Consider the following 22,155-nt stretch of genomic DNA (forward strand, 5'->3'; position numbering starts at 1 on the left):
AATTGTGCAAGCGGCAATCCTTCGCTAAACCAAGACCCATGAGTGCCAAACGCCCCACCATCACCCAGCGAAGCGAAGCCAATGGTCTGCGCATGACCCACCCGCGCCGGGTGATTGCCGAAGTATTGGAATCTTCTGACGACCATCCGGACGTCGAAGAGCTTTACAATCGCGCAAGTGCTGTGGATTCCGGCATCTCGATCGCCACGGTCTATCGTACGGTTAAGCTGTTTGAAGAGGCTGGTATTCTGGACAAGCTGGAATTCGGCGACGGGCGCGCGCGCTATGAAGATGCCGAGCGCGAACACCACGACCACCTGATAGACATGAATTCGGGCGAAGTGATCGAATTTATGGATGCAGAGATCGAGGCCTTGCAGGAAAAGATCGCCCAAAAACTTGGGTATGAGCTGCGCGGTCACCGCCTTGAGCTTTATGGCGTGCCAAAAAAAAATCTCTGAGCGTGAAAAAGGAAAACCTGTGAGTGACCGAAACCGCCCTTTGTTGGCTGTATTGATCGATGCCGACAACGTGCCCGCCAAATTCGCTGACGCGATCTTGCGCGAAGTGACATCAATTGGCGAACCTGCCCTGCGGCGTGTGTATGGTGACTGGACCTCGGGACGACTGAACGCGTGGTCAGCCCGCATTCTGGAACTGGGGCTGGTCGCCCATCAGGATACGTCCAACACCACGGGCAAGAATGCCAGCGACATCGGCCTTGTGATTGACGCCATGGACATCCTGCACGGGAGGCGCTTTGACGGATTTGTCATCGTCTCGTCAGACAGTGATTTTACAGCCCTTGCCAACCGCCTGCGAGAAGACGGGCTGACCGTGATTGGCATCGGCGAGGCCAAGGCCCCCGAAGCGCTGCGCAATGTCTGCAACCGTTTTATCCTCATTGAAAACCTTCTTGACGAACCACAGGCGACAACCAGTCGCGAAGCCCCCAAGTCCGCTCTGCCCCTGATTGAGGCCGCCATGGACAAGATCGACCAGGACGATGACTGGTATGCGTTGGGTCAGATTGGTCAGGCCATCCAGAACGCGCATCCCGATTTTGATACGCGCACTTATGGACATCGAAAGCTGTCAGCCCTTGTGGACTCGCTCAAAGGAGTAGAAACGCGCAAGCAGGGCAATCAGTTGATGCTTCGGTTGGCGCAGTAAAGGCAAAACATGGACAATTTGCGCGGCGCAGCGATCATGGTGCTGGCCATGCTTGGCTTTGCGATCGAAGACGCTTTGATCAAACTGCTGTCCGGCGCTTTGCCTGTTGGTCAAATCATCGGTCTTCTTGGGATCGGCGGGGCCACTGTCTTTGCTGTTCTGTGTCGTGTGCAGCGCCAGTCTCTTTGGCAGGCGAGCTTTTTGGCGCGCCCAGTGCTTTTGCGAAATCTGGCCGAATTGTTGGGCACTTTGGGCTTCGTCACAGCTCTTGCCTTGATCCCTTTGTCTACGGCCTCGGCCATTCTCCAAGCTGCCCCCTTGCTGGTCACGCTTGGAGCGGCCGTGTTTTTCCGCGAACCAGTGGGCTGGCGGCGCTGGGGCGCGATCCTGGTCGGGTTTGGCGGTGTGTTGATGATCATTCGGCCTGGCACGGATGGGTTTGACTGGCTGTCTCTTTTTGCCGTGTTGGGTGTGTTGGGGCTGGCAGTTCGGGATCTCGCTACGCGACGGGTGACCTTTGCGATCAGTTCGATGCAATTGAGCTTTCTTGCGTTTCTGACGCTCATCCCTGCTTCGGTCATCCTGCTGACCTTTGGTGGGGTCGCTCCGGTCATGCCAAATGGGCTGCAATCCGGGCTTCTTGGCGCCGCAGTCCTGATTGGGGCCATCAGCTATTTTGCGATCACTTACGCCATGCGGATTGGCGACATTGGGTTCGTCACGCCCTTTCGCTATTCACGTATGATCTTTGCATTGATCATCGCCATGGCGCTGTTTGGTGAGAATCCGGATGCGCTGACCCTGATTGGGGCAGCGATTATCGTTGCTTCCGGCCTCTATACCCTATGGCGCGAACAGGTGCTAAAATCACAGGCCAGCGCCTGACCCCCCTTTTGCTAGCGCTCACATCGCGCTAGACGCTAATCAAATTTACGCCAACCCTCCCGGAGACGTCATCCATGAGCACCATCATCGACATTTACGCCCGCGAAATCCTCGACAGCCGGGGCAACCCCACAGTCGAAGTCGACGTTACCCTCGAAGACGGCACAATGGGCCGCGCAGCTGTCCCTTCCGGTGCCTCTACGGGAGCGCATGAAGCGGTGGAAAAGCGCGACGGCGACAAAAGCCGCTACATGGGCAAAGGCGTGCTTGAGGCGGTCGCTGCCGTAAACGGCGAGATCGCAGAGGCACTGGTGGGCATTGACGCTACTGAACAGGTCGAGATCGACCACGTCATGATCGAATTGGACGGCACACCGAACAAGGCACGTCTGGGCGCAAACGCTATTCTTGGCGTCTCGCTGGCCGTGGCCAAGGCCGCTGCGGATTACACGCAGCAGCCGCTGTTCCGCTACGTTGGCGGCACATCCGCCCGCGTTTTGCCCGTGCCGATGATGAACATCATCAACGGCGGCGAACACGCTGATAACCCCATCGACATTCAGGAATTCATGATCATGCCGGTGGCTGCGGACAATATCCGCGAGGCCATTCGCATGGGATCAGAAGTATTCCACACGCTGAAAAAAGAACTGACTGCGGCCGGATATGCGACCGGGATCGGAGACGAAGGTGGCTTTGCTCCAGCAATCAACTCCACCCGTGACGCGCTTGATTTCATTATGAAATCAATTGAAAAGGCCGGGTACACACCGGGCGAGGAAATCTACCTCGCGCTCGATTGCGCAGCTACAGAATACTACAAGGATGGCGCCTACGTCATGGCCGGCGAAGGAAAGACACTGACCTCCGCAGAAAACGCGGCCTACCTTGCAGCACTGGTAGACGATTACCCCATCATCTCGATTGAGGATGGTATGGGAGAAGACGACTGGGACGGTTGGAAGCTGTTGACGGACACCATCGGTGATCGCGTGCAGTTGGTCGGGGACGATCTTTTTGTCACCAATCCAGAGCGTCTGGCGACAGGCATCGAAAAAGGTTCGGCCAACTCCATGTTGGTAAAAGTCAACCAGATCGGTACGTTGACCGAAACTCTTAAAGCAGTCGACATGGCGCACCGCGCCCGGTTTACCAATGTAATGAGCCACCGTTCCGGTGAAACGGAAGATGCGACCATCGCCGATCTCGCCGTCGCAACCAACTGTGGGCAAATCAAAACTGGATCGCTGTCGCGTTCGGACCGTTTGGCCAAGTACAATCAGTTGATCCGGATCGAAGAGACGCTGGGCGAAAGCGCGGAATATGCAGGCCGCTCGATCCTGAAGTAACGCCCGGTCGGTGACTGATCTTACCATACGCAGCGCGACATTAGCGGATAATGCTGATGTCGCGCGCTTGTGCTGGGCCTATCGGGATTTGTTGCTTGAGCGGTCGCACGCCTTTCCTCACGTCCTCGCTTCATATCTTGATCAACCCACTTATCGTGATTTGATCCAAGACCTACCGCGCATCCATGCTCGTCCCACTGGCGACATCCTGTTGGCGTCCTTTGGAAATGAAGTCGTCGGGTGTGCGATGTATTACCCTCTCGCCACACCCGGCGTGACGGAAATCAAACGTGTTTACGTTGATACCGAAATCCGTGGCAGTGGTGCCGGGCGCGCGCTTGTGGGCGCCGCCATCGCGGCGGCGCGCAAAGATGGATATTCGCGCATGGTGTTGGATACTATCACGCCTCTGACCCAAGCGATCGCGCTCCATGAACAGATGGGGTTCGCCCCTTGTGATCCGTTCTACGAGGTTGATCCGACCCATGACCAATACCTCAGGTTTTACGACTACCCGCTTTGAAATCGGTCCGGGGTAAATGGCGCAGCCAATGCGCTCTGTGCATTACTCAGCGTCGCATTCATGACTTGTGGGGCCAACAGTTCGGCAGTGATTGCCGCTAGCGTCACCCCCGAATGCATCACGGCCGCAAACAGACCCGCGGGCCCGCAGGCCCCTATGACCGGTAATCCGTCTTGCGGCACAGGACGCGCGGCCAACATCACGCGGTCCCAAACCAGCGGGTGATCGGGCAGCATGGATTGAAGCCGGACCAATGCCGCGTCCGCGAGCAGGTCAGGACGCGTTGTAATCTCCTCGGTATCGTCGCCTTGGTGGTTGGCGGCAGTGGGTGCCCAGATATGGCCCTGCGCGTCCTGCCGCACTTCCTGCCCCGGCGTGACAAGGATGTGCTGCATCAGTTGTGGAACAGGTGCTGTGCGCAGCATCAGACCGGGACGCTCCAGCATCGGCAAGTTCACACCCACTGTGCTCAAAATCGACGGACTGCCAGTCCCGGCGGCCACGACGACCCGGTCGGCTGGGATCAGACCCTGTGCCGTTTCAACGCCAGTGACGGTATCCCCGGACGTTGCGATGCCTTTCACATGCACGCCCGTGATCCGACGCACGCCCGACAACAACGCTTCGACCACTTGGGCGGGCGCGGCCACCCCTTCCTGTGCAAAACGCAATGCACGTTCGGGTGCTTGGATGTTTGGTTCGAGTGCAGCAAACCCTTGTGCGTCGACCTCCTCAACATTGTAGCCTATCGTGGAAAGCCTATCCCGTTGGGCGTCAAAGGCGTCGCCTGTCTCTTCCCAGCACAGACACCCTGACCACGTGACATGCCCGCCCAATCGCTTCCACGCATCAAGGCCAGCCGCGCGCAAGACAAAGTGGTCGTCGTTCAGATAGAAGCTGGCGTTGATCCATCCAAAGGAAGCCGGCGTTGCCCCTCCTGCGCCCTCGATCACCGTAACGCGCGCCCCCACTTCGCCCAATCGATGCGCAAGCGTTGCCCCGATGATGCCTCCGCCGATGATCACCACATGCATGGCACTTGTCCTCCGTTTGCGCCCACCCTACCGTTGCCCCATGACGGCACAAGAGATCATCGACCACCTTGGCCTTTCGCCTCACCCGGAGGGCGGTCACTACCGCCAGACATGGGTAGGATCAGGCGATGGGCGACCCTGCGGTACCTGCATCTACTTTCTGTTGGCCGACTGCGAATCCAGCCACTGGCACAAGGTTGATGCAACCGAGATCTGGTTGTTCCATTCCGGCGCTCCTTTGGTTTTGTCGCTCAGCGGTACCCATGAAGGCCCGGCGGTGGATCATATCCTGACCCCCGATCTGAGCGCGGGAGCACCGCAGATCATTGTGCCTGAAGGGCATTGGCAGGCGGCGCGCAGCACCGGGGCATATACGCTTGTCTCTTGCACAGTCTCGCCGGGTTTCCAGTTCGAAGGTTTTACGCTGGCTCCACCCGGGTTCGATATACCGCGATGACCCATCAGACGGTCCTGTCTGCCCTGCCCTCTGAAACCAAGGTGGCGCTAACGGAAATGCGTGTGCTATAGACCAACGCGTCTGGGTCATTGGCGCACCTCAATTTCCCTCCCCAAGGCACAGCGCCATACGAAGTTTACGGCAGACTAAGCACGCGGTTTGGAGCGCTGAGCGTGCCGCCACCCACAGCCGCCCGCACGCCCGTTGTCCCGGGACAGGACGTTGGCATTCCGCGCGCCACGCGGACCGCCAGATAGGCAAAGGCTTGCGCTTCGAGCATATCCCCATCAAGGCCAACCGCCTCAACCGGTTTCACAGGGCAATCAAGCGACACCTCAAGCATCTTCATCAAAACCGGGTTTTGACGCCCGCCACCGGTCACCAGAACGGATGTGGGTGGACTGGGGCAATGCTGCATCGCTTCGGCGACCCCTGCGGCGCACATGGCCGTCAGGGTGGCAGCGGCGTCAGGATCACTCAGTTCCCGCACGAGCCCAACCATCTCGGCAAAGTCATTTCGATCCAACGACTTGGGCGGCATACGTGCAAAGAACGGCTCAGCCAGAAACAACTCAAGTGCGCCTTCTTCAACGGTGCCACTTGAGGCAAGTGCACCGTCCTTGTCATAGGGCTGACCCAGGCGCGACAGCATAAGATCGTTCAGCGGCGCATTGGCAGGGCCCGTGTCAAAGGCCAGCAGCGCACCGTTCTCTTCGGGCGCATCTCGTGTCGGATCGACCCAAGTGATGTTGCCCACCCCGCCGAGGTTCAGAAAGGCGACAGGCACCTCAGCCCCAATCCATTTGGCGCAGGCAAAGTGAAAGAACGGGGCAAGCGGCGCACCCTCACCGCCCAGTTCCACGTCTGCCGAGCGGAAATCCCAAACGACAGGTGTTTGAAGCGCATCCGCCAATGCGGCCCCGTCCCCTAGTTGCAGCGTGCCCTGAAGGCGCGGAGCATGCGCGACAGTCTGGCCATGAAAGCCAACCAGATCGATATCTTCAAAGTCGGACAACAGCCCGACATGCGCGGACATCACGACCTCAAGCGCCGGCTCCAGTGTCGGCCCAGCCCATTGGCCCAACGCGGCGCGCAAAACGTCCTGTTCGGCCGCGTCATAAGTGCGATAGCCGCTTGGCCCAAAGCCAGAAATGCTGACGCCGTCTGTCTCAAGAACAGCCGCATCCACGCCGTCAAGCGACGTCCCTGACATTGCCCCCAAGGCACGGATAACCGTCCCTTTGTCTTTGACCCTTTCCATGGCCTTTTCCTTTGCTCGCCTGCCCCTTATAGACAGCGCCACGCCCGCTGATGTGCTTGCAGAGTGGGCCAGCACCGCCGCAAGGACAAGCTATGACATACACGCCCCGATCCGATTTCCTGCACGTGATGCAATCGCGTGGGTTTCTGGCCGACTGCACTGACCTGCAGGGCCTTGATGAAACTCTGCTGAAAGGATCACACCCGGCCTATATCGGCTTTGATGCGACGGCCAAGTCGTTGCACGTGGGGTCATTGATTCAGATCATGATGTTGCGCTGGTTCCAGAAGACGGGGCACAAGCCGATCACCCTGATGGGCGGTGGGACAACCAAGGTGGGCGATCCGTCTTTCCGTGCCGACGAACGCCCCCTGCTGGGCCCCGAGCAGATCGACGCCAACATCGCGGGCATCAAGCAGGTGTTCTCTGCCTATATCGATTATGATGCAGGCGCGCAGATGCTGAACAATGCAGAGTGGCTGGACGGTCTGAACTACCTCGATTTCCTGCGTGACATTGGGCGGCATTTTTCGATCAACCGGATGCTGAGCTTTGAAAGCGTGAAGTCCCGGCTGGACCGCGAACAATCCCTGTCCTTCCTCGAATTCAACTACATGATCCTGCAAGCCTATGATTTCATGGAGCTTCACCGCCGATACGGTTGCATCCTGCAAATGGGCGGCAGCGATCAATGGGGCAATATCGTCAACGGCATCGACCTGACCCGCCGCGTGATTGAAGGCGAAGTGTTTGGCCTGACATCCCCTCTGTTGACCACGTCGGACGGCAAAAAGATGGGCAAATCGCAGTCTGGCGCTGTCTGGCTGAACGCAGATATGCTCTCGCCTTACGAATTCTGGCAATTCTGGCGCAACACCACGGATGCGGATGTCGGGCGGTTCCTGAAACTCTATACTGAGTTGCCCCTGGACGAGTGTGAGAAACTGGGCGCACTTGAGGGGTCCGAAATCAACGAGGCCAAAGTGCGGCTTGCGACCGAAGTCACCAGCCTTTTGCACGGAGAACAAGCTGCGCAGGCGGCAGCAGACACTGCGCGCGATGTGTTTGAAAAGGGCGGCGTCGGGGACGATCTTCCAACGCTCACATTGAACGCGGCGGATGTCGGCGATGGTATCTCCATTGTGCAACTCATCGTCAAATCAGGCCTCGCTGGGTCCGGCAAAGAGGCCAAGCGCCTGATCTCGGAAGGTGGCGCCCGGTTGAATGACGCTCCGCTGAGCAACGCAGGCCTGATGATCGACGCAGATGCGCTGACCTCACCCATCAAACTCTCTGCAGGCAAGAAGCGACACGCCTTGGTGCAACTGGGCTAGCACTTTGCCCTGCTCGGGCCTGAACTGGCGGGCATTCAATTACGTAATGCGCCTGGGGTGTGTTTTATTAGATCACAGTCGGTCCAGAACGGCCCGCGCCGCACGCACCCCGGGATCCTCGCCGCCGCGTCCCAATAAATCCATGGTCTGTTCCATGGCCTCGGCTTGAACAGATGGATCTGCCAGCAGCCCTTCCATCGCGGTGCGCACGTTGTCAGCCGTAAAGTCAAAGCCAATCAATTCAGGCACAACGCGGCTGTCCGTTACAAGGTTAACCAAACAGGTCGTATCGGTGATGAGCATGCGTGGGATGATGATGCGGCTCAACCAGTTGAGATCGAACGCGCTGACCATCGGTGTCCCGGCAGCGGCCAGTTCAAGCGCGACGGTGCCGGATGTGGCAAGAGCCACGTCGGCTGCCGCAAAGGCCGCGCGTTTGGTGGCCTGAGCGGTTTCGCTGTCCATTCCGCGAATATCGATGATATGCGCCGGGACTGGCCAATCCTTGACCAACGCCTGCACTGCGTCGGCAACGGCTGGGGCGGCGGGCACGATCATGCGCATGTCTGGATTGCTTTTCGCCAGCGCACCCAGCACCTCGCCAAAAACAGGGCCCATGCGTGCCACTTCACCCCGTCTCGATCCCGGCAAAACCAGAACCAGCGGGTCCGCATCGGCAAGCCCATGTTCTGCACGAAAGACCGCGCATTCATCAGCAGTTGCGCGAAGAGCATTCGCCGCCGGGTGCCCGACAAAATCACAAGCCATGCCTTCGGCTTCCATATAGGGCGGCTCGAACGGGAACAGCGCCAGCACATGATCAATCATCCGTGCCATTTTCTTGGCCCGCCCCGGACGCCACGCCCACACGGTTGGGGCCACGTAATGCACTGTGCGGATGTCGCTGCCCGCTTTGACCAGTTTGGCCACACGCAGGCAAAAATCGGGGCTGTCGATGGTGATCAGAACATCTGGTTGTTGCCCGATCACGGCGTCAGCTGTCTCTGCGATCCGGCGCTTGAGATGAAAGTACTTGGGCAAGACTTCGGCGATACCCATAAGGCTCAGTTCAGACATATCAAACTGGCTGGTCATCCCTTGCGCTTCCATCAGCGGACCACCGATGCCTGCAAATACAACATCGGGGCGCAACTGCTTGAGCCCCGCCATCAAAGCAGCCCCAAGGGCATCACCAGAGGGCTCTCCGGCCACAAGAAAGACCTTTAGTGCACCCACAAGAACATCCCCGCCCGATCAAGGATCCGGCGGACCTCTGCCATGTTCAGAACCATCACCCCGCCTGCGGCAATCACAATCCCATCCAATCCGGCGCGTGCCGCGCACTTAACTGTGTCGGGCCCAATGGTTGGCAGATCAACCCGGAGGTCCTGCCCCGGCTTGGGCGCCTTGAATAAAAAACCACCTTCGCGGTTGGGCGCGTCCGGGTCAGACCGCCAATTGGCTGCGCTGTCCAGCGCCTCTCCGGCCAAGTCAGCTGTCGCGCCAAACGGGTTATCCTCGAGAACGGCACCGTCTGCATCGGCCACAAGGTCAGACAGCATCGCGTCTGTCCCTCGCGCATCTTCTCGGGCGATCACGTGGCCTGCCCGCATAACGCAGGCTTGACCAAGGTCAGCCTGTCCCTGCGCCCCGGACACAGCCTGTGCTGCGGGCAACGCTGCACCCACATCTGGGCCCGGTTGAACGGCGCCGATCATGCCCGCCTTTGGCAGCAGATCTGGTGCGAGATCATGGGCTGCGCGCACTGTGACACCAGCGGTTTCAAACAAACCAACGACCGCGCGCAGGGCCCTGTCTTCTCCCCCTGCGACAGCGGCGGCAAGGACCGGGACCATCGGTGCAGTGGCGGCATCAATCTGGGCAGGGTCAATTTCGGGGCGGGTGATGGCCCCGCAAAAGCATACCTCTGCCACGCCGTGGGCGCGCAGCTGCTCAAGAAAACCACCCAAATGCTCAATACGAAACCAGATATCTACATCCAGGTGATCCGGGTCGTGCCCTTGAAGGGCGCAGATTAATGGTGGTGTTTCCTGCGCTGCGGCCACAGCGCCTGGAAGCGCCCCGCGCCCTACTATCAGGGCAAGGTTTGCCTGAGGCATCAACGCGGTGTCAGGAACGACCGGTCGCTGTCGCCCATTACGAATGCCACGATCTCGCGCACATATTCGCTCTCGGATTCCTTGCCTAGTCGTTCGGCGCGATCGTGGAAGGTTCCATCACCTTGGGCCAACATCTGAAACGCCGCACGCAGGGCCGTGATATCGCCGCGCGCAACCCCACGCCGTTTGAGGCCGACAAGGTTCAGCCCATCCAATTCGCCCCGCGGGGCTTGCACGAGACCGTAAGGGATCACGTCGTTCGTCACCATTGTCACAGCGCCAATGATGGCCCCGCGTCCGATGCGCACAAATTGGTGAATACCGGACAATCCGCCGATGATCACATCATCCTCAAGCACGCAATGCCCGGCAACGGCGGCCGAATTGACCACAATCACCCGGTCGCCAATTTGGGCGTCGTGGGCCACATGACAACCAGCCATGAACAGACCGTCGTCGCCGACCTTGGTCACACCGCCGCCCCCGGCCGTGCCACCATTCATGGTGACATGTTCGCGAATTCGATTGCGCTTGCCGATGACCAGAGTGCTGGCCTCACCTTTGAACTTGAGATCCTGCGGCACCTCACCGATCACCGCAAATGAGAACACAATTGTGCCCTCGCCAATCTGTGTGTGTCCCGTGACAACGACATGGCTCTTAAGAACCACGTCCGCGGCGACCACAACATTCGAACCGATCACACAAAACGGACCGATTTCGGCACTGGGGTCAATCTGTGCGCCGTCTTCGATAACGGCAGAGGGGTGGATGCCCAGGGTGCTCATGCGGCGGGCAGGTCCATCATCGCTGTGAATTCAGCTTCACAGGCCATATCGCCCTCCACTTCTGCCACACCTGAAAACTTCCAGACCTTGCCGCCGGGCTTGCCGCGCGTTGTTGTCAATTTGAGTTCCAAAACATCACCGGGGACCACCATGCGGCGGAATTTGCATTTGTCGATGGCCATAAAATACACCAGCATATTCTTGTCTGCCATATCAAGGGCGGTGCCGACCATAACGGCAGCAGTCTGCGCCATCGCCTCGATGATTGTCACGCCGGGCATGATCGGCTTTTCAGGGAAATGGCCCTGAAAATGGGGTTCGTTCATGGTGACATTTTTGATGCCAGTTGCTGATTGATACCCTTCGATATCAACCACCTTGTCTACCAGAAGGAAGGGATATCGGTGCGGCAGAATGCGTTGGATCAGTGCAATATCTGCAGTCTTCATCTCGGTCGACATTTGGCAAGGGCCTTGTTTTAAGAGCTGTTGTTTCTCTGTGCCTATCAAGGGCGACGAAAGGGAGCAAGCACCGCTAGTCCTTTGCACTTTCGGTGCCGTCGCCAAGCGCGAAATTGATCCGCGCAATGGCGGTGTCAGTGATATCGAAGGCATTGGCGCTAATGAATACACTGCGCTGTTCCAGGACAATGCCCGCCCCAGACTCGAGCATGATTGCCTCAAGAATCGGCAGGGCCACTGTCAGGAACCGGTCTCGGTTGCTTTCAAGTTCAGAGGCGATGTCGCCACTCTTGGCCTCGCGCTCTCGTCGGATTGCCTGAACACGGGCATCAAAGGCGTCCGCCAGTGCGCGAAACTCCTCAGCCTCCATCTCAGAGCGTTGCTCCGTCAACGCCGCTTCTTCCTTTTCAAGCTGTTCTTCAATCGTGCGGTTTTCTTCGGCCAGACTGGCGGATCGCGCCTCAACTTCCTGAAGAACACGTTGGCCAAAAGCGCTTTCGCGATACAGCCGTTCACTGTCTATGGTGAGAATTGGGCTGCGCATGTTTTGCGCAGCGGCACTGTTCGCACCTGCCAGAGCGAGTACTACACACAACCACCGCAGCCACTGTCCCATCCGTCAGAACGTGGTCGAAATGGTCAGGTCGAAGGTCTGCTCTTCGTCGAAGTCTTCTTTCTTGAGCGCATTGGAGAAATTCAAACGCAATGGGCCAATCGCAGTGTCCCAGAAGATCGAAAACCCGATCACATGACGGAAAGAACCGCTTTCACCAACAACGTTGCCGCCAGAGAGATCCACGTCACTCAGATCCCAAAGGTTGCCAACATCGTAAAACAGGCCCCCACGGATACCCAATTCTTCGGGCAGACCAAGTGGGAACTCAGCTTCAAAACTGGCAACAACAAACAGATTGCCGCCCAATGGGTCAGGATTCTCTGGGGCGCTCAGATCGCGTGGCCCAATGCCGCCCGGTTCAAAGCCACGAAAAACCCTCGGTCCAACAGAAAACCGGTCTACTGTACGGTTGGTGCCTTCTTTCCATGACAGCACCCCACCCTCAAGCGTGGCCCGCAAAATCACATCTTTGTTGAATGCAAAACGTTGGCCAACGATTTTGGCCGTGGTGCGAATGTATTTGGCATCGCCGCCAAGTCCTGCAAAGTCCTGGCCAAATTCAAAGAGCCAGCCGGCATCAGGGTCCAAACCGCCTTCTCTGGAATCAAAAACATACGAATAGCCGAGGGATGAGGCGACTTGAGATCCAGCGTCAATTTCCCGCTGGACAATCGGGCCGTTTGTAACCGGGTTCCTGACCAACATCTGATCTTTATCATATGTGTAACGCACGCTTAAGCGACCGCGTTCGCTTATTGGAAAGGTCAGGCTCGGGCGGAACAGAAGGTTTTCAGCGTCATAGTTGGCAAAGCTGGAGTCGCTTTCAGAATATCTTAGATTGAGGCCAAAGGCGACGTCACGGCCCAAGAATGATGGTTCGATAAATGTGAACCCGTATTGCTCGGATTCCTGCGCGGTCGAGAAGTTAAAGCCAAACGTCTGGCCACGTCCAAGGAAGTTTCGTTCAGTAAAGGCCAGAACCAGACCAAATCCATCGTCGGCACCATACGACCCACCAAAGTTCAACGATCCAGTTGGTTGTTCTTCAACGTCAACATCAATGACAACTTGATCAGGTCTAGAACCTTCGCGCGCATTTACGTTTGAGGCGGCAAAGAAATCCAACGCGCGAATGCGTTCGGCTGAATCCCTGATTTCACGAGGATTGAAGGGGTCCCCTTCCGCGATCTTGAATTGGCGTCGGATCACACGGTCCAGCGTGGTTGTATTGCCTTCGATATCAATCCGTTCGACAAAAACCCGTGGCCCCCGAGTCAGGATCAATTCCACATCAAGCGTAAGATCGCGGTCGTTGCGCGTGACGCGCGGTTCGACGCGCAGGAAGTCGATCCCGTCTCGCTGCCCCTGACGTTCTAAGCGCGAAATCTCGTCGTCCACCAGCGTCGGCGAATACGTCACGCCAGGCTTGGCTTTTACCAATGACTGATAGTTTGCTACGTTAACTTCCGGCAGATCGCTGGAAACTATGACGTTTCCAAAGCTGAATTGCTGTCCTTCTTGAATGTTGAACACAAGAAAGAAGCCATCACGCTCTTCGGTCAGCTGTGCGTTTGTTCCCAGAGTGCGGAAATCGACATAACCACGGGAAAAATAAAAATCTTGCAGAATTTGTTTATCAAACTCGACCCGGTCCTCAACCAACGTGTCTGATTGAATCAGGGCGCGAAAGATGCCCGCCTGTTTTGACTCAACAACCCGGCGCAGACGGCGGTCCGAATAAACCCGGTTGCCGACAAAGCTGATCCGTTCAATCTCGACCACATCGCCTTCAAAAATTTCGAATACGAGATCGACGCGATTGTCCTGACGTCTGATGATCCGGGGGTTGACCCGCGCCGCGATACGCCCCGCAATGGTATAGGCCTCGGCGATCGCACTAGCGTCCCGTTCAACCTGTGCCGGGTTCAGAACACGTCGTTCCTGACTTTGGATAACGGCACCTAGAGCGTCATCATCAACACGTCGGTTCCCTTCCAGCGAAATCCTGTTGATCGTGGGCAATTCGACGACCGTGATACGCAGGGTCGAGCCCTGTGGAACAACGCTGACCGTTTCGAACAATCCACTGGTCTGAAGGTTCTGCAACGCGTCATTGACCTGACCCGCTGTGACCGTCTGTCCCGGAGCGATTCCTGCCCGTGTGATGATTGCAGCATCACCGATCCGAGTGTTGCCTTCGATGACCACCTGGTTAAATCGAAAACTCTGCGCCGATGCGGGCGCCGAAAAAGCGGTCCAACACACTGAAACCAGTGCAATAATCAAAAACGCTCGAAAGACGCGCCGAAGGCTGCTTTCAGCCACCGTTTTCACGCCGCTCATCCCCAGTCCCATGGTGTTCCCCACGTGTTCAGACATTCAGTGAGAATGTGAGTAACGGCAATGCGGAGGGTTGTCAAAACCACAAAACCCGCGACATTGCGCGGGTTGGCCTACTACATCTGTGGATAAGTCAATAAATTCAGATACTGCCGAGCCATGCGCCAGCAGCCAATGCTGTGGCCAATGTCGCGACATAAAGAGCGCGATCCCAATTCAGCGTCATGATCAGGCTCAAGCCGCGATATCCGCTTTGAATAGTTTGCATGGGTCCATCCTTTTCCTAGACAGACAGCTAACAATCGATTGCGGCGTGAAGTTGAACCAAATGTGGCAGAATATGGGCGGTTGCCCAATTCTACGCGCTATGGGCAGAACAGATCGTTCCCAAGGGCAAACACCATGAGCGACAGCACCAGCGCCAACCCCACTGTCATCAACACACGCAAGGCACCATCACTGGGAGGTTTGCCAGTCACGGCCTCATAGGCATAAAACACAAGGTGTCCCCCATCGAGTGCGGGTATCGGGAAAAGATTCAACAGACCAACTGCGGTCGAGAGAACCGCAATGAACCAGATAAAGCTTTCAAGCCCCTGGCTGGCCATTGTGCCAGACACCTGTGCGATGCCGATTGGGCCTGACAGGTTACACGTGCTGATCGCGCCCGTTATCATATACCCAAGCCCAGAAACCGAACCGGAGATGATCCGCCATGTTTGTGCAACTCCGCCGGTGATCGCCTCGCCCACACCCGGGGCTTCGGTGGCAGGTTCAAAGGCGTTTCCGCTTGCGATTCCGATTCGCCACTGGGTGACAAAGCCGCCCTCCGGCTGAGGCTCATCCACGCGTTTGGGTGTCAGTACCTTTTCACTGAGCGTTCCATCGCGCCATACGGTCAGGTTGAGGCTGCGCCCATCTGACCCTTCGACTGCTTCCTTGATCTGCCCAAAGGCAAAGATTGGAGCCCCATCAACAGCCGTAATCACGTCGCCACGTTCAAGATCAGCGGCCACTGCCGCGCTTTGAGGGCTGACACTGCTGACCAATGGGGGGCGCAGATACGGCCCCATGACCACCCGTTCGGATCCCTCCCGCTCAATCGTGTATTCCAACTGAGGTTTTTTTGGCAGGTCGCTCATAAAGTCGCTGTATGCATCATCATTAATGCTGGGCACTGTCGCACCTTCGATGGCCAAAACCACGTCGCCCGACTGCAATTCCTGCACTTCGGCAGGCAGCGGGCGCAATTCACCGACGGTCAGCGGGTCGCGTATCACCCCGTTGGAATAGCCCACGATAGCAAAAACCATGATGGAGAGCGCAAAGTTGAAAACGGGCCCTGCCGCGACTGTTGCCGCGCGCGCCCACAAAGGAGCGCCGTGCATCGTACGGCGCAGGGCAGCCGGGTCTGCTTGAGCTTCTTCCATTGCGGCCTCATCCTTGCCCGAAGCCGCGTTCGCGTCCCCTGCAAACTTTACGTAACCCCCAAAAGGAAGTGCGGCGATCTGCCAGCGGGTGCCGCGTTTGTCCATTCGGCTCCAGAGGACCGGGCCAAATCCGATCGAAAACACATCTGCCTGAATGCCAGACCAACGTCCGACGATGTAGTGGCCATATTCATGGATCGCGACGATCACGCTGAGCGCAAGCACGAAGAAGAAAAGCGTCCATGCCGTGCCACCAAAGGCGGAAAAAAGGGCCGAAATATCCAAGGTGTTATCCTGCTGTTTGCTCGATGATGTTTTTAGCGACTTGTCTGGCCATGTGGTCCGCCGCCTGCACGTTATCAAGGGTCATTTGGGCATCAATATGGCTTGGGTCGGACGTGTTCAGCACTTCGTCTACCACCTCTGCCATGCGCGTAAAGCCCAAGTGGCCGTCGATAAACCCATCTAGGGCCGTTTCCTTGGCGGCGTTGAACACGGCCCCCGCCAGACCACCCCGCTCCATCACCTCGCGGGCCAATCGCAGTGCCGGCCAACGCTCCTCGTCCGGGGCACGGAATGTGAGTGCGCCGATGGCGGCCAGATCAAGCCGTTCGACTGGCAAAGCGCGCCGCGTGGGCCAATTGAGAGCATAACCAATCGCGTGGCGCATGTCGGGCGGTCCCACATGCGCCATAAGAGCACCGTCGTTAAAACCCACCAAGGCGTGGATCATGGATTCGGGGTGCACAAGGACTTCGATTTGCTTTGGTGAAACCTCGAAATACTCTCGTGTTTCAATAAGTTCCAATGCTTTGTTGAACATCGACGCTGAGTCGATGGTGATCCGCTGTCCCATATCCCAGTTCGGATGGCTCGAGGCTTGCGCCAAAGTCGCCTGCGCCAGATCCTCAAGCGGCCAGTCGCGAAACGCGCCGCCGCTGGCCGTTAAAATGATCCGCTCAACCGACCCCATGTCCTCGCCCACCAAAGCTTGAAAGACGGCTGAATGTTCGCTGTCTACAGGCAGTAACCGAGCGTCGTGCTGTTTGGCCGTGGCCAGTATCAAAGCTCCGGCACAGACAAGAGATTCCTTGTTAGCCAGCGCCAGTGTGGCCCCCTGTTCCAACGCGCAAATACCCGGCTGCAGCCCTGCCGCCCCAACAATCGCAGACATAACCCAATCGGTTGGACGTTGTGCGGCCTCGATCATCGCGTCATGTCCGGCAGCGGCCTCAACCCCGGATCCGGACAAAGCAGCGCGCAAATCTTCCAGCCGCATTGGGTCCGCCGTTACGGCCACGTCCGCTTTCAGCTGTTTGGCATCCTTTGCCAGCCGGTCAATATTTGACGCCCCCGTCAGAGCAACAACGTCATAGGCATCGGGGTCGCGCGCGATCAGATCAATCGTGTTTTGCCCAATCGAACCTGTGGCGCCGAAAATCGACACCCGCCGCGTCACTGCACCACCCAAGGAAAGCCAAAGGCCAGTTCGATCAGCAGGAATCCAACAGACGCCCCAAGCATCCCGTCAAAACGGTCCAGCACGCCGCCATGCCCCGGGATCAGTGCAGAGCTGTCCTTGACCCCCACTTTGCGTTTGATCGCACTTTCGGCGATGTCGCCCATTTGGCTGGCAAACGACAAAAAGATCGAGGCGACAAAGACCGCGCCCCAAACCCCTGAATTTAGGCCAAATATCGCGCCTATAACGGCGGCTCCGATCCAACCAGCAGCGGTGCCAGACCATGTTTTCTTGGGGCTTACGCGCGGCCAGAACTTGGGACCGCCCAGCACACGGCCCGCAAAGTACCCGGCAACATCAGTCACCACAACGATAAGGACCAGCCAGACGAGCCAGGTAAAGCCCAAGTCATCACGCACATGCACCATGCCAAAGCTTGCAGCGAGAACCATCACGGTGAAACCACCAAAAAGCCCACGATATCGTTGCAACTGTGTGGCGCCAACAAAGGCCGGGGCGATCAACAACGGTGCTGCAAACACCAGTGGCAAGTACATAGCCAGCAGCACGGCGAGCCCGGCGACCGCGCCCAGTTGGATCGCAAGGCCGGGGGTCTCCGGCGCCAGCATCCGCGTCAATTCCCAGATCATTAACCCGCATATGAGCGCGACAACCGCATGAAAGACATCGCCCCCCATCCAGATCGCCCAGATCCCAACCACAACCATGAGCCCGCCCGACCCAAGGCGCACAGCAAGGTCAGACCAACGTTCGCTCACGTGCCCACACCGCCATAACGGCGCGAACGTCCGCCATAGTTGGCACAAAGCGCCGTAAATTCTTCACGCCCAAAATCGGGCCAGAGCGTGTCGATGAATTCGTATTCTGAATAGGCAGACTGCCAGAGCAAAAAGTTGGAAATACGCGCTTCTCCGCTGGTGCGAATGACCAAGTCCGGGTCGGGCAAAACATAAGTATCCAAGTATTTTGGAAGCGTTTCTTCATCCACGTTTTCGGGCATAAGTTTGCCATCAGCCACGTCTTGGGCAAGGCGCTTGGTGGCGCGCGCCACTTCGTCTCGGCCACCGTAGTTGAGCGCAATGGTCAGGTTCACCACCGTGTTGCCTGCCGTCAGTTCCTCAAGTTCGTTCATCAACTCGATCAGTTTGTCGTCCAATCGGACGCGATCGCCGATAAATCGAACGCGCACCCCAAAATGGGTCAGGGACTTGGCCTCTTTGATGATGTAGCGGCGGAATAGGTTCATGAGGCCTGCAACCTCAACCTGGGTGCGTTTCCAGTTTTCTGTCGAGAAGGCAAAGATGGTCAGGTATTTCACACCGATGTCGGGGCAAGTTTCGACCACTTCACGCACGCGCCGCGCACCCGCGTGGTGCCCGAATAAACGAGGCCGCCCGCGCTGTGTCGCCCAGCGGCCGTTGCCGTCCATAATGATGGCCACGTGACGCGGACCGTTATGCGGGGTGTGTTTAATGTCTGAACCCTGATTGTTTAGAATTGAAACGCGGCGATAATATCATTCGGTTATAGTCATCTTGTTAATAGTTTGAGGCGACAAACCGAAATTGCGTTCTTTGAGGGGCTGAAAGGGTGTGACCGACCCATTCCAAGGCCGCCCTATTTAAACTTGCATGATTTCCGCTTGCTTGGTTTCAAGAGCTTCGTCCACGTTCTTGATGTACTTGTCTGTCATCTCCTGCACTTCGGATTCCCAGAGCTTTTGATCATCTTCGGACAGCCCGTCGGCCTTGCCTTTCTTGATTTGATCCATGCCGTCACGACGCACATTGCGTACCGACACGCGCGCGTTTTCGGCGTAAGAACCAGCCACCTTGCTCAATTCACGGCGCCGTTCCTCGTTCAATTCAGGAATGGGGAGCATGATGATGGTGCCATTCAGCTGCGGATTGATTCCCAGACCGCTCTCGCGGATCGCCTTTTCAACCTTACCCACAAGGCCCTTGTCCCAGACATTAATCGTGACCATCCGTGGTTCAGGGACGTTTACCGTGCCGACCTGGTTGATTGGTGTCATTGACCCGTAGGCGTCCACCATGACCGGTTCCAGCATTGAGGACGATGCACGACCTGTGCGCAACGATGCGAATTCGGTTTTGAGATTGGCCATGGCACCGTCCATACGGCGCTCAAGGTCATCGGTGTCCAGCATAAAGTCGTCTGACATGGGTCTCATCCTGTGGTCTTGCTGTGGTCTGTGCCACCTTCGTTGCTATTGGTATAGATCAAGGACGCGCCAAAAGGCCAGCGGGCTTTCGCTCCAGATCACTGGGAAATCAGACCGCGTGCGAGCCTATTTGCGCGTGCGGTCGCGTTAGTCCCTGACCACTGTGTAGATACCTTCGCCGGCTAGAATGCTCTTGAACCCACCCGGTGTATCAAGAGGAAAGACAAAAAGCGGCAAGTTGTTGTCGCGCGCCAAGGCGATGGCACTGGCGTCCATGACCCCAAGACGTTTTTGCAAGACCTCGTCATAGGAAACGGTGTCATAACGTACCGCATCCGGATGCGTTCTGGGGTCTTTGTCATAAACACCGTCCACGCCATTCTTGCCCATGAAAATGGCCTCACACGACATTTCATTGGCCCGCAAGGTCGCGGCGGTGTCGGTGGTAAAGTACGGGTTCCCCGTTCCCGCGGCAAAGATACAGACCCGCTTTTTCTCCAAGTGGCGCACGGCACGGCGGCGGATATAGGGTTCGGCCACTTCGTTCATTGTGATGGCTGATATGACCCGCGTGAACACACCAATCCCTTCGAGTGCGGATTGCATCGCCAACGCATTCATGACCGTGGCGAGCATGCCCATGTAGTCGGCCGTTGTACGCTCCATCCCCTGCGCAGACCCTTGCAGACCACGGAAAACGTTGCCGCCCCCGATCACCATGCAAATTTCGACGCCCATGTCGTGCACAGACTTTACCTCATGTGCGATCCGTTCGACTGTGGGTGGATGCAAACCAAAGCCCTGATCCCCCATCAGCGCCTCGCCTGAGATTTTCAACATTACTCGTTTGAATGTGGCTTTGGTGTCGGTGTCGGTCATGGCGCGCCCCTGCTCTTTCAATTGCGGGGCAACCTGTCCTAAAACAGGCGCGGTTTCAATGGACGACACAGCATGATCCGCGACCTCATTTCCACCCTGCCCGCCCATTTGCCGGTTTTGATCGCAGGACCGACCGCGTCGGGCAAATCTGCGCTGGCTCTGGCGATCGCCGAGGCGCAGGGCGGTGTGATCGTAAATGCTGATGCCAGCCAAGTTTACGACTGCTGGCGGGTGATCACAGCCCGTCCGTCGCCCGACGAAGAAGCCCGCGCGCCCCACGCTCTTTATGGCCACCTACCTTATGATGCGCCCTACTCCACAGGCCACTGGGCACGCGAGGTTTTGCCGATCTTACAAGACCAACGCCCGATCATTGTCGGCGGTACGGGTTTGTATTTCACCGCTCTTACCGAAGGGCTTGCCGAGATTCCGGAAACCCCCGCACAGATTCGGCGCGACGCCGATGGCATGAACCTCAACGATATGGCTGCTGGACTGGACGACGAAACAAAGCGCCGCATCGATATGGCCAACCGCGCACGTGTTCAGCGTGCGTGGGAGGTTCAGCAGGCCACAGGCCGCTCTCTTGCCGACTGGCAAAACGACACCGCGCCTCCAGTTTTGGCGCGGGATGCGTTTTCTGGGATCGTGCTCGACAGTCCAAAGGAATGGTTGACCCCTCGCATTGAAACTCGGTTTGACCAGATGTTGCACGGCGGCGCACTGGACGAAGCCCGCGCCATGCAAGACCGGTTCGATCCCGTTTTGCCCTCGTGTCGCGCCATCGGTGTGAAGGAGGCGTTGGGTGTCCTGAACGGATCGTTCGCCCATGAACAGGCGGTATCATCAGCCACAATCGCCACGCGGCAGTACGCCAAACGTCAGCGCACATGGTTTCGCGCCCGCATGGGTGGCTGGCACTGGGTGGCGGCTCAGGCCCTTGCGCTCGCTTGACAAAAATCGTCCTTAACGGTCAAGTCATCCATAGAAACGAACGATCAGGCTTTCATTTTCGAACATAGAGGCAGTTATGCCCTTTCCGCCCATCAGGGTTCTTACACTCTCGCAACTGACCGGCACACAGGACTGGCGGCTGTCACTTGCCCATGACCGTGATGCACACTTGTTGATCTGGGTCACGCGGGGACAAGGGCGAATGTTGCTTAATGGGACGCGCCGTGGGGTCGGAACGCACAATGCGATTTTCGTGCCCGCCGGCACGCTTTTTGCGCTTGAACTGGGGCGTCAGGGCATGGGGCTTGCCGCACAAATCCCTAACGGAACGCAAGTGCGTCTGCCCGAGGGACCACGCCAATTGCGTGTGCGAGATGCCCCTGCCATCGGTGAACTGACCAACTTGTTTGAGGCCGCACAAAGGGAAGATGCAAGCGGACGGGAATTGTCCCAAGACGCGCTGGACGCCCATATTGCGCTTATGTCCGTCTGGTTGCGCCGTCAGATCACGCGGCCTGAAAATCTGCCCACACCGATGAATGCTGCCGCCCGGCTCAGCGCCCGATTTTGCCAGCGGGTCACTGCGTTTCACGCAACCAGTATGAGCATGGCAGATCACGCCAGCGCACTCAGCGTGACCCCGACGCATCTGACCCGAGCCTGCAAAGCTGCGACCGGGCGCACGGCGGCTGATCTCTTGACCGAACGGGTGCTTTATGCGGCGCACATCGCGCTTTGCGAAACGGACGTCGCCATTCAGGATATCGCCCGCCATCTAGGATTCGGATCAGCGGCGTACTTCACCCGGTTCATACAGGCGCACACCTCAAAAACGCCCACTGCGTTGCGTAAATCTGGGTCCCGCTGAAAAATAGGCGCCAAG

At 57.6% G+C, this 22,155-nt stretch carries 24 protein-coding genes; 9 read left to right on the forward strand and 15 right to left on the reverse strand.

Annotated features, from left to right (window positions below; translation table 11 throughout):
• Positions 1–38: 38 nt before the first annotated feature.
• From DHN60_RS02315 to DHN60_RS02335, 5 genes are all read left to right on the forward strand, one after another.
• A complete protein-coding gene (locus DHN60_RS02315) occupies positions 39–461 on the forward strand; it encodes a Fur family transcriptional regulator (RefSeq protein ID WP_108835626.1) in 423 nt (140 codons plus the stop codon).
• 19 nt (positions 462–480) lie between these two features.
• Positions 481–1,173, forward strand: a complete 693-nt coding sequence (locus tag DHN60_RS02320) for an NYN domain-containing protein (RefSeq protein ID WP_234423487.1) — start codon at positions 481–483, stop codon at positions 1,171–1,173.
• Between the two features lie 9 nt (positions 1,174–1,182).
• Positions 1,183–2,058 (forward strand): DMT family transporter, encoded by an 876-nt coding sequence (locus DHN60_RS02325; RefSeq protein WP_108835628.1) that lies wholly within the window; start codon positions 1,183–1,185, stop codon positions 2,056–2,058.
• Positions 2,059–2,132: 74 nt separating this feature from the next.
• The gene (eno, locus tag DHN60_RS02330) at positions 2,133–3,407 is read left to right on the forward strand and encodes a phosphopyruvate hydratase (protein ID WP_108835629.1); all 1,275 of its coding nucleotides are present in this window, start codon (positions 2,133–2,135) and stop codon (positions 3,405–3,407) included.
• Positions 3,408–3,417: 10 nt separating this feature from the next.
• On the forward strand, positions 3,418–3,930 hold the full coding sequence (locus tag DHN60_RS02335) for a GNAT family N-acetyltransferase (protein ID WP_108835630.1): 513 nt from the start codon (positions 3,418–3,420) through the stop codon (positions 3,928–3,930).
• Here DHN60_RS02335 and DHN60_RS02340 read toward each other — a convergent pair.
• The gene (locus DHN60_RS02340; protein WP_108835631.1) at positions 3,918–4,964 is read right to left on the reverse strand and encodes an FAD-binding oxidoreductase; all 1,047 of its coding nucleotides are present in this window, start codon (positions 4,962–4,964) and stop codon (positions 3,918–3,920) included. The genes DHN60_RS02335 and DHN60_RS02340 overlap by 13 nt on opposite strands.
• A gap of 40 nt (positions 4,965–5,004) precedes the next feature.
• On the opposite strand from DHN60_RS02340, the gene DHN60_RS02345 reads away from it, so the two are divergent.
• Positions 5,005–5,421: a cupin domain-containing protein gene (locus DHN60_RS02345; RefSeq protein WP_108835632.1), complete on the forward strand. Its 417-nt coding sequence runs from the start codon at positions 5,005–5,007 to the stop codon at positions 5,419–5,421.
• Between the two features lie 136 nt (positions 5,422–5,557).
• On the opposite strand, the gene DHN60_RS02350 is transcribed toward DHN60_RS02345, so the two are convergent.
• Positions 5,558–6,682 (reverse strand): anhydro-N-acetylmuramic acid kinase, encoded by a 1,125-nt coding sequence (locus tag DHN60_RS02350; RefSeq protein ID WP_108835633.1) that lies wholly within the window; start codon positions 6,680–6,682, stop codon positions 5,558–5,560.
• Positions 6,683–6,774: 92 nt separating this feature from the next.
• On the opposite strand from DHN60_RS02350, the gene tyrS reads away from it, so the two are divergent.
• Positions 6,775–8,016 carry a tyrosine--tRNA ligase gene (gene tyrS / locus DHN60_RS02355; protein WP_108835634.1) on the forward strand — a complete coding sequence of 414 codons (1,242 nt, stop codon included), beginning with the start codon at positions 6,775–6,777 and terminating at the stop codon, positions 8,014–8,016.
• 72 nt (positions 8,017–8,088) lie between these two features.
• On the opposite strand, the gene lpxB is transcribed toward tyrS, so the two are convergent.
• From lpxB to pyrH, 13 genes are all read right to left on the reverse strand, one after another.
• Entirely contained in the window at positions 8,089–9,252 is a 1,164-nt protein-coding gene (gene lpxB, locus DHN60_RS02360) for a lipid-A-disaccharide synthase (RefSeq protein WP_108835635.1), read from the reverse strand.
• Positions 9,240–10,136: an LpxI family protein gene (locus DHN60_RS02365; protein ID WP_108835636.1), complete on the reverse strand. Its 897-nt coding sequence runs from the start codon at positions 10,134–10,136 to the stop codon at positions 9,240–9,242. The genes lpxB and DHN60_RS02365 overlap by 13 nt, the downstream gene beginning before the upstream one ends.
• Positions 10,136–10,924, reverse strand: coding sequence for an acyl-ACP--UDP-N-acetylglucosamine O-acyltransferase (gene lpxA, locus DHN60_RS02370; RefSeq protein WP_108835637.1), 789 nt, complete (start codon positions 10,922–10,924; stop codon positions 10,136–10,138). The genes DHN60_RS02365 and lpxA overlap by 1 nt, the downstream gene beginning before the upstream one ends.
• The gene (gene fabZ, locus DHN60_RS02375) at positions 10,921–11,385 is read right to left on the reverse strand and encodes a 3-hydroxyacyl-ACP dehydratase FabZ (RefSeq protein WP_108835638.1); all 465 of its coding nucleotides are present in this window, start codon (positions 11,383–11,385) and stop codon (positions 10,921–10,923) included. The genes lpxA and fabZ overlap by 4 nt, the downstream gene beginning before the upstream one ends.
• A 73-nt stretch (positions 11,386–11,458) precedes the next feature.
• The gene (locus DHN60_RS02380) at positions 11,459–11,929 is read right to left on the reverse strand and encodes an OmpH family outer membrane protein (protein ID WP_234423488.1); all 471 of its coding nucleotides are present in this window, start codon (positions 11,927–11,929) and stop codon (positions 11,459–11,461) included.
• 75 nt (positions 11,930–12,004) lie between these two features.
• The gene (gene bamA, locus DHN60_RS02385) at positions 12,005–14,380 is read right to left on the reverse strand and encodes an outer membrane protein assembly factor BamA (protein WP_234423489.1); all 2,376 of its coding nucleotides are present in this window, start codon (positions 14,378–14,380) and stop codon (positions 12,005–12,007) included.
• Positions 14,381–14,483: 103 nt separating this feature from the next.
• A complete protein-coding gene (locus tag DHN60_RS22795; RefSeq protein WP_255415548.1) occupies positions 14,484–14,609 on the reverse strand; it encodes a hypothetical protein in 126 nt (41 codons plus the stop codon).
• Positions 14,610–14,706: 97 nt separating this feature from the next.
• Positions 14,707–16,056, reverse strand: coding sequence for an RIP metalloprotease RseP (gene rseP, locus DHN60_RS02390; RefSeq protein WP_108835640.1), 1,350 nt, complete (start codon positions 16,054–16,056; stop codon positions 14,707–14,709).
• Between the two features lie 4 nt (positions 16,057–16,060).
• Positions 16,061–17,218, reverse strand: a complete 1,158-nt coding sequence (dxr, locus tag DHN60_RS02395; RefSeq protein ID WP_234423490.1) for a 1-deoxy-D-xylulose-5-phosphate reductoisomerase — start codon at positions 17,216–17,218, stop codon at positions 16,061–16,063.
• 8 nt (positions 17,219–17,226) lie between these two features.
• Positions 17,227–18,012, reverse strand: a complete 786-nt coding sequence (locus DHN60_RS02400) for a phosphatidate cytidylyltransferase (RefSeq protein ID WP_255415549.1) — start codon at positions 18,010–18,012, stop codon at positions 17,227–17,229.
• A complete protein-coding gene (gene uppS / locus DHN60_RS02405) occupies positions 18,009–18,695 on the reverse strand; it encodes a polyprenyl diphosphate synthase (protein WP_306415966.1) in 687 nt (228 codons plus the stop codon). Before uppS ends, DHN60_RS02400 begins: the two co-directional genes overlap by 4 nt.
• Before the next feature lie 180 nt (positions 18,696–18,875).
• Positions 18,876–19,439, reverse strand: a complete 564-nt coding sequence (frr, locus tag DHN60_RS02410; RefSeq protein WP_108835642.1) for a ribosome recycling factor — start codon at positions 19,437–19,439, stop codon at positions 18,876–18,878.
• 147 nt (positions 19,440–19,586) lie between these two features.
• Positions 19,587–20,318, reverse strand: a complete 732-nt coding sequence (gene pyrH / locus DHN60_RS02415) for a UMP kinase (RefSeq protein ID WP_108835917.1) — start codon at positions 20,316–20,318, stop codon at positions 19,587–19,589.
• Positions 20,319–20,390: 72 nt separating this feature from the next.
• Between pyrH and miaA the strand changes: the two genes are divergently transcribed.
• Together miaA and DHN60_RS02425 are read left to right on the forward strand one after the other, a co-directional pair.
• Positions 20,391–21,272, forward strand: coding sequence for a tRNA (adenosine(37)-N6)-dimethylallyltransferase MiaA (gene miaA / locus DHN60_RS02420; protein ID WP_108835643.1), 882 nt, complete (start codon positions 20,391–20,393; stop codon positions 21,270–21,272).
• Between the two features lie 76 nt (positions 21,273–21,348).
• The gene (locus DHN60_RS02425) at positions 21,349–22,140 is read left to right on the forward strand and encodes an AraC family transcriptional regulator (RefSeq protein WP_108835644.1); all 792 of its coding nucleotides are present in this window, start codon (positions 21,349–21,351) and stop codon (positions 22,138–22,140) included.
• Positions 22,141–22,155: the final 15 nt, after the last annotated feature.

Origin of the sequence: Tateyamaria sp. Alg231-49, from assembly GCF_900143535.1 — a bacterium.
Classification (GTDB): domain Bacteria; phylum Pseudomonadota; class Alphaproteobacteria; order Rhodobacterales; family Rhodobacteraceae; genus Tateyamaria.

Coding starts and splice junctions, on each gene's coding strand:
- DHN60_RS02315 (WP_108835626.1), top strand. CDS start 39: ATGAGTGCCAAACGCCCCACCATCACCCAGCGAAGCGAAGCCAATGGT.
- DHN60_RS02325 (WP_108835628.1), top strand. CDS start 1,183: ATGGACAATTTGCGCGGCGCAGCGATCATGGTGCTGGCCATGCTTGGC.
- eno (WP_108835629.1), top strand. CDS start 2,133: ATGAGCACCATCATCGACATTTACGCCCGCGAAATCCTCGACAGCCGG.
- DHN60_RS02340 (WP_108835631.1), bottom strand. CDS start 4,964: ATGCATGTGGTGATCATCGGCGGAGGCATCATCGGGGCAACGCTTGCG.
- DHN60_RS02345 (WP_108835632.1), top strand. CDS start 5,005: ATGACGGCACAAGAGATCATCGACCACCTTGGCCTTTCGCCTCACCCG.
- DHN60_RS02350 (WP_108835633.1), bottom strand. CDS start 6,682: ATGGAAAGGGTCAAAGACAAAGGGACGGTTATCCGTGCCTTGGGGGCA.
- tyrS (WP_108835634.1), top strand. CDS start 6,775: ATGACATACACGCCCCGATCCGATTTCCTGCACGTGATGCAATCGCGT.
- DHN60_RS02365 (WP_108835636.1), bottom strand. CDS start 10,136: ATGCCTCAGGCAAACCTTGCCCTGATAGTAGGGCGCGGGGCGCTTCCA.
- lpxA (WP_108835637.1), bottom strand. CDS start 10,924: ATGAGCACCCTGGGCATCCACCCCTCTGCCGTTATCGAAGACGGCGCA.
- fabZ (WP_108835638.1), bottom strand. CDS start 11,385: ATGTCGACCGAGATGAAGACTGCAGATATTGCACTGATCCAACGCATT.
- DHN60_RS02380 (WP_234423488.1), bottom strand. CDS start 11,929: ATGCGCAGCCCAATTCTCACCATAGACAGTGAACGGCTGTATCGCGAA.
- bamA (WP_234423489.1), bottom strand. CDS start 14,380: ATGTCTGAACACGTGGGGAACACCATGGGACTGGGGATGAGCGGCGTG.
- DHN60_RS22795 (WP_255415548.1), bottom strand. CDS start 14,609: ATGCAAACTATTCAAAGCGGATATCGCGGCTTGAGCCTGATCATGACG.
- frr (WP_108835642.1), bottom strand. CDS start 19,439: ATGTCAGACGACTTTATGCTGGACACCGATGACCTTGAGCGCCGTATG.
- pyrH (WP_108835917.1), bottom strand. CDS start 20,318: ATGACCGACACCGACACCAAAGCCACATTCAAACGAGTAATGTTGAAA.
- miaA (WP_108835643.1), top strand. CDS start 20,391: ATGATCCGCGACCTCATTTCCACCCTGCCCGCCCATTTGCCGGTTTTG.
- DHN60_RS02425 (WP_108835644.1), top strand. CDS start 21,349: ATGCCCTTTCCGCCCATCAGGGTTCTTACACTCTCGCAACTGACCGGC.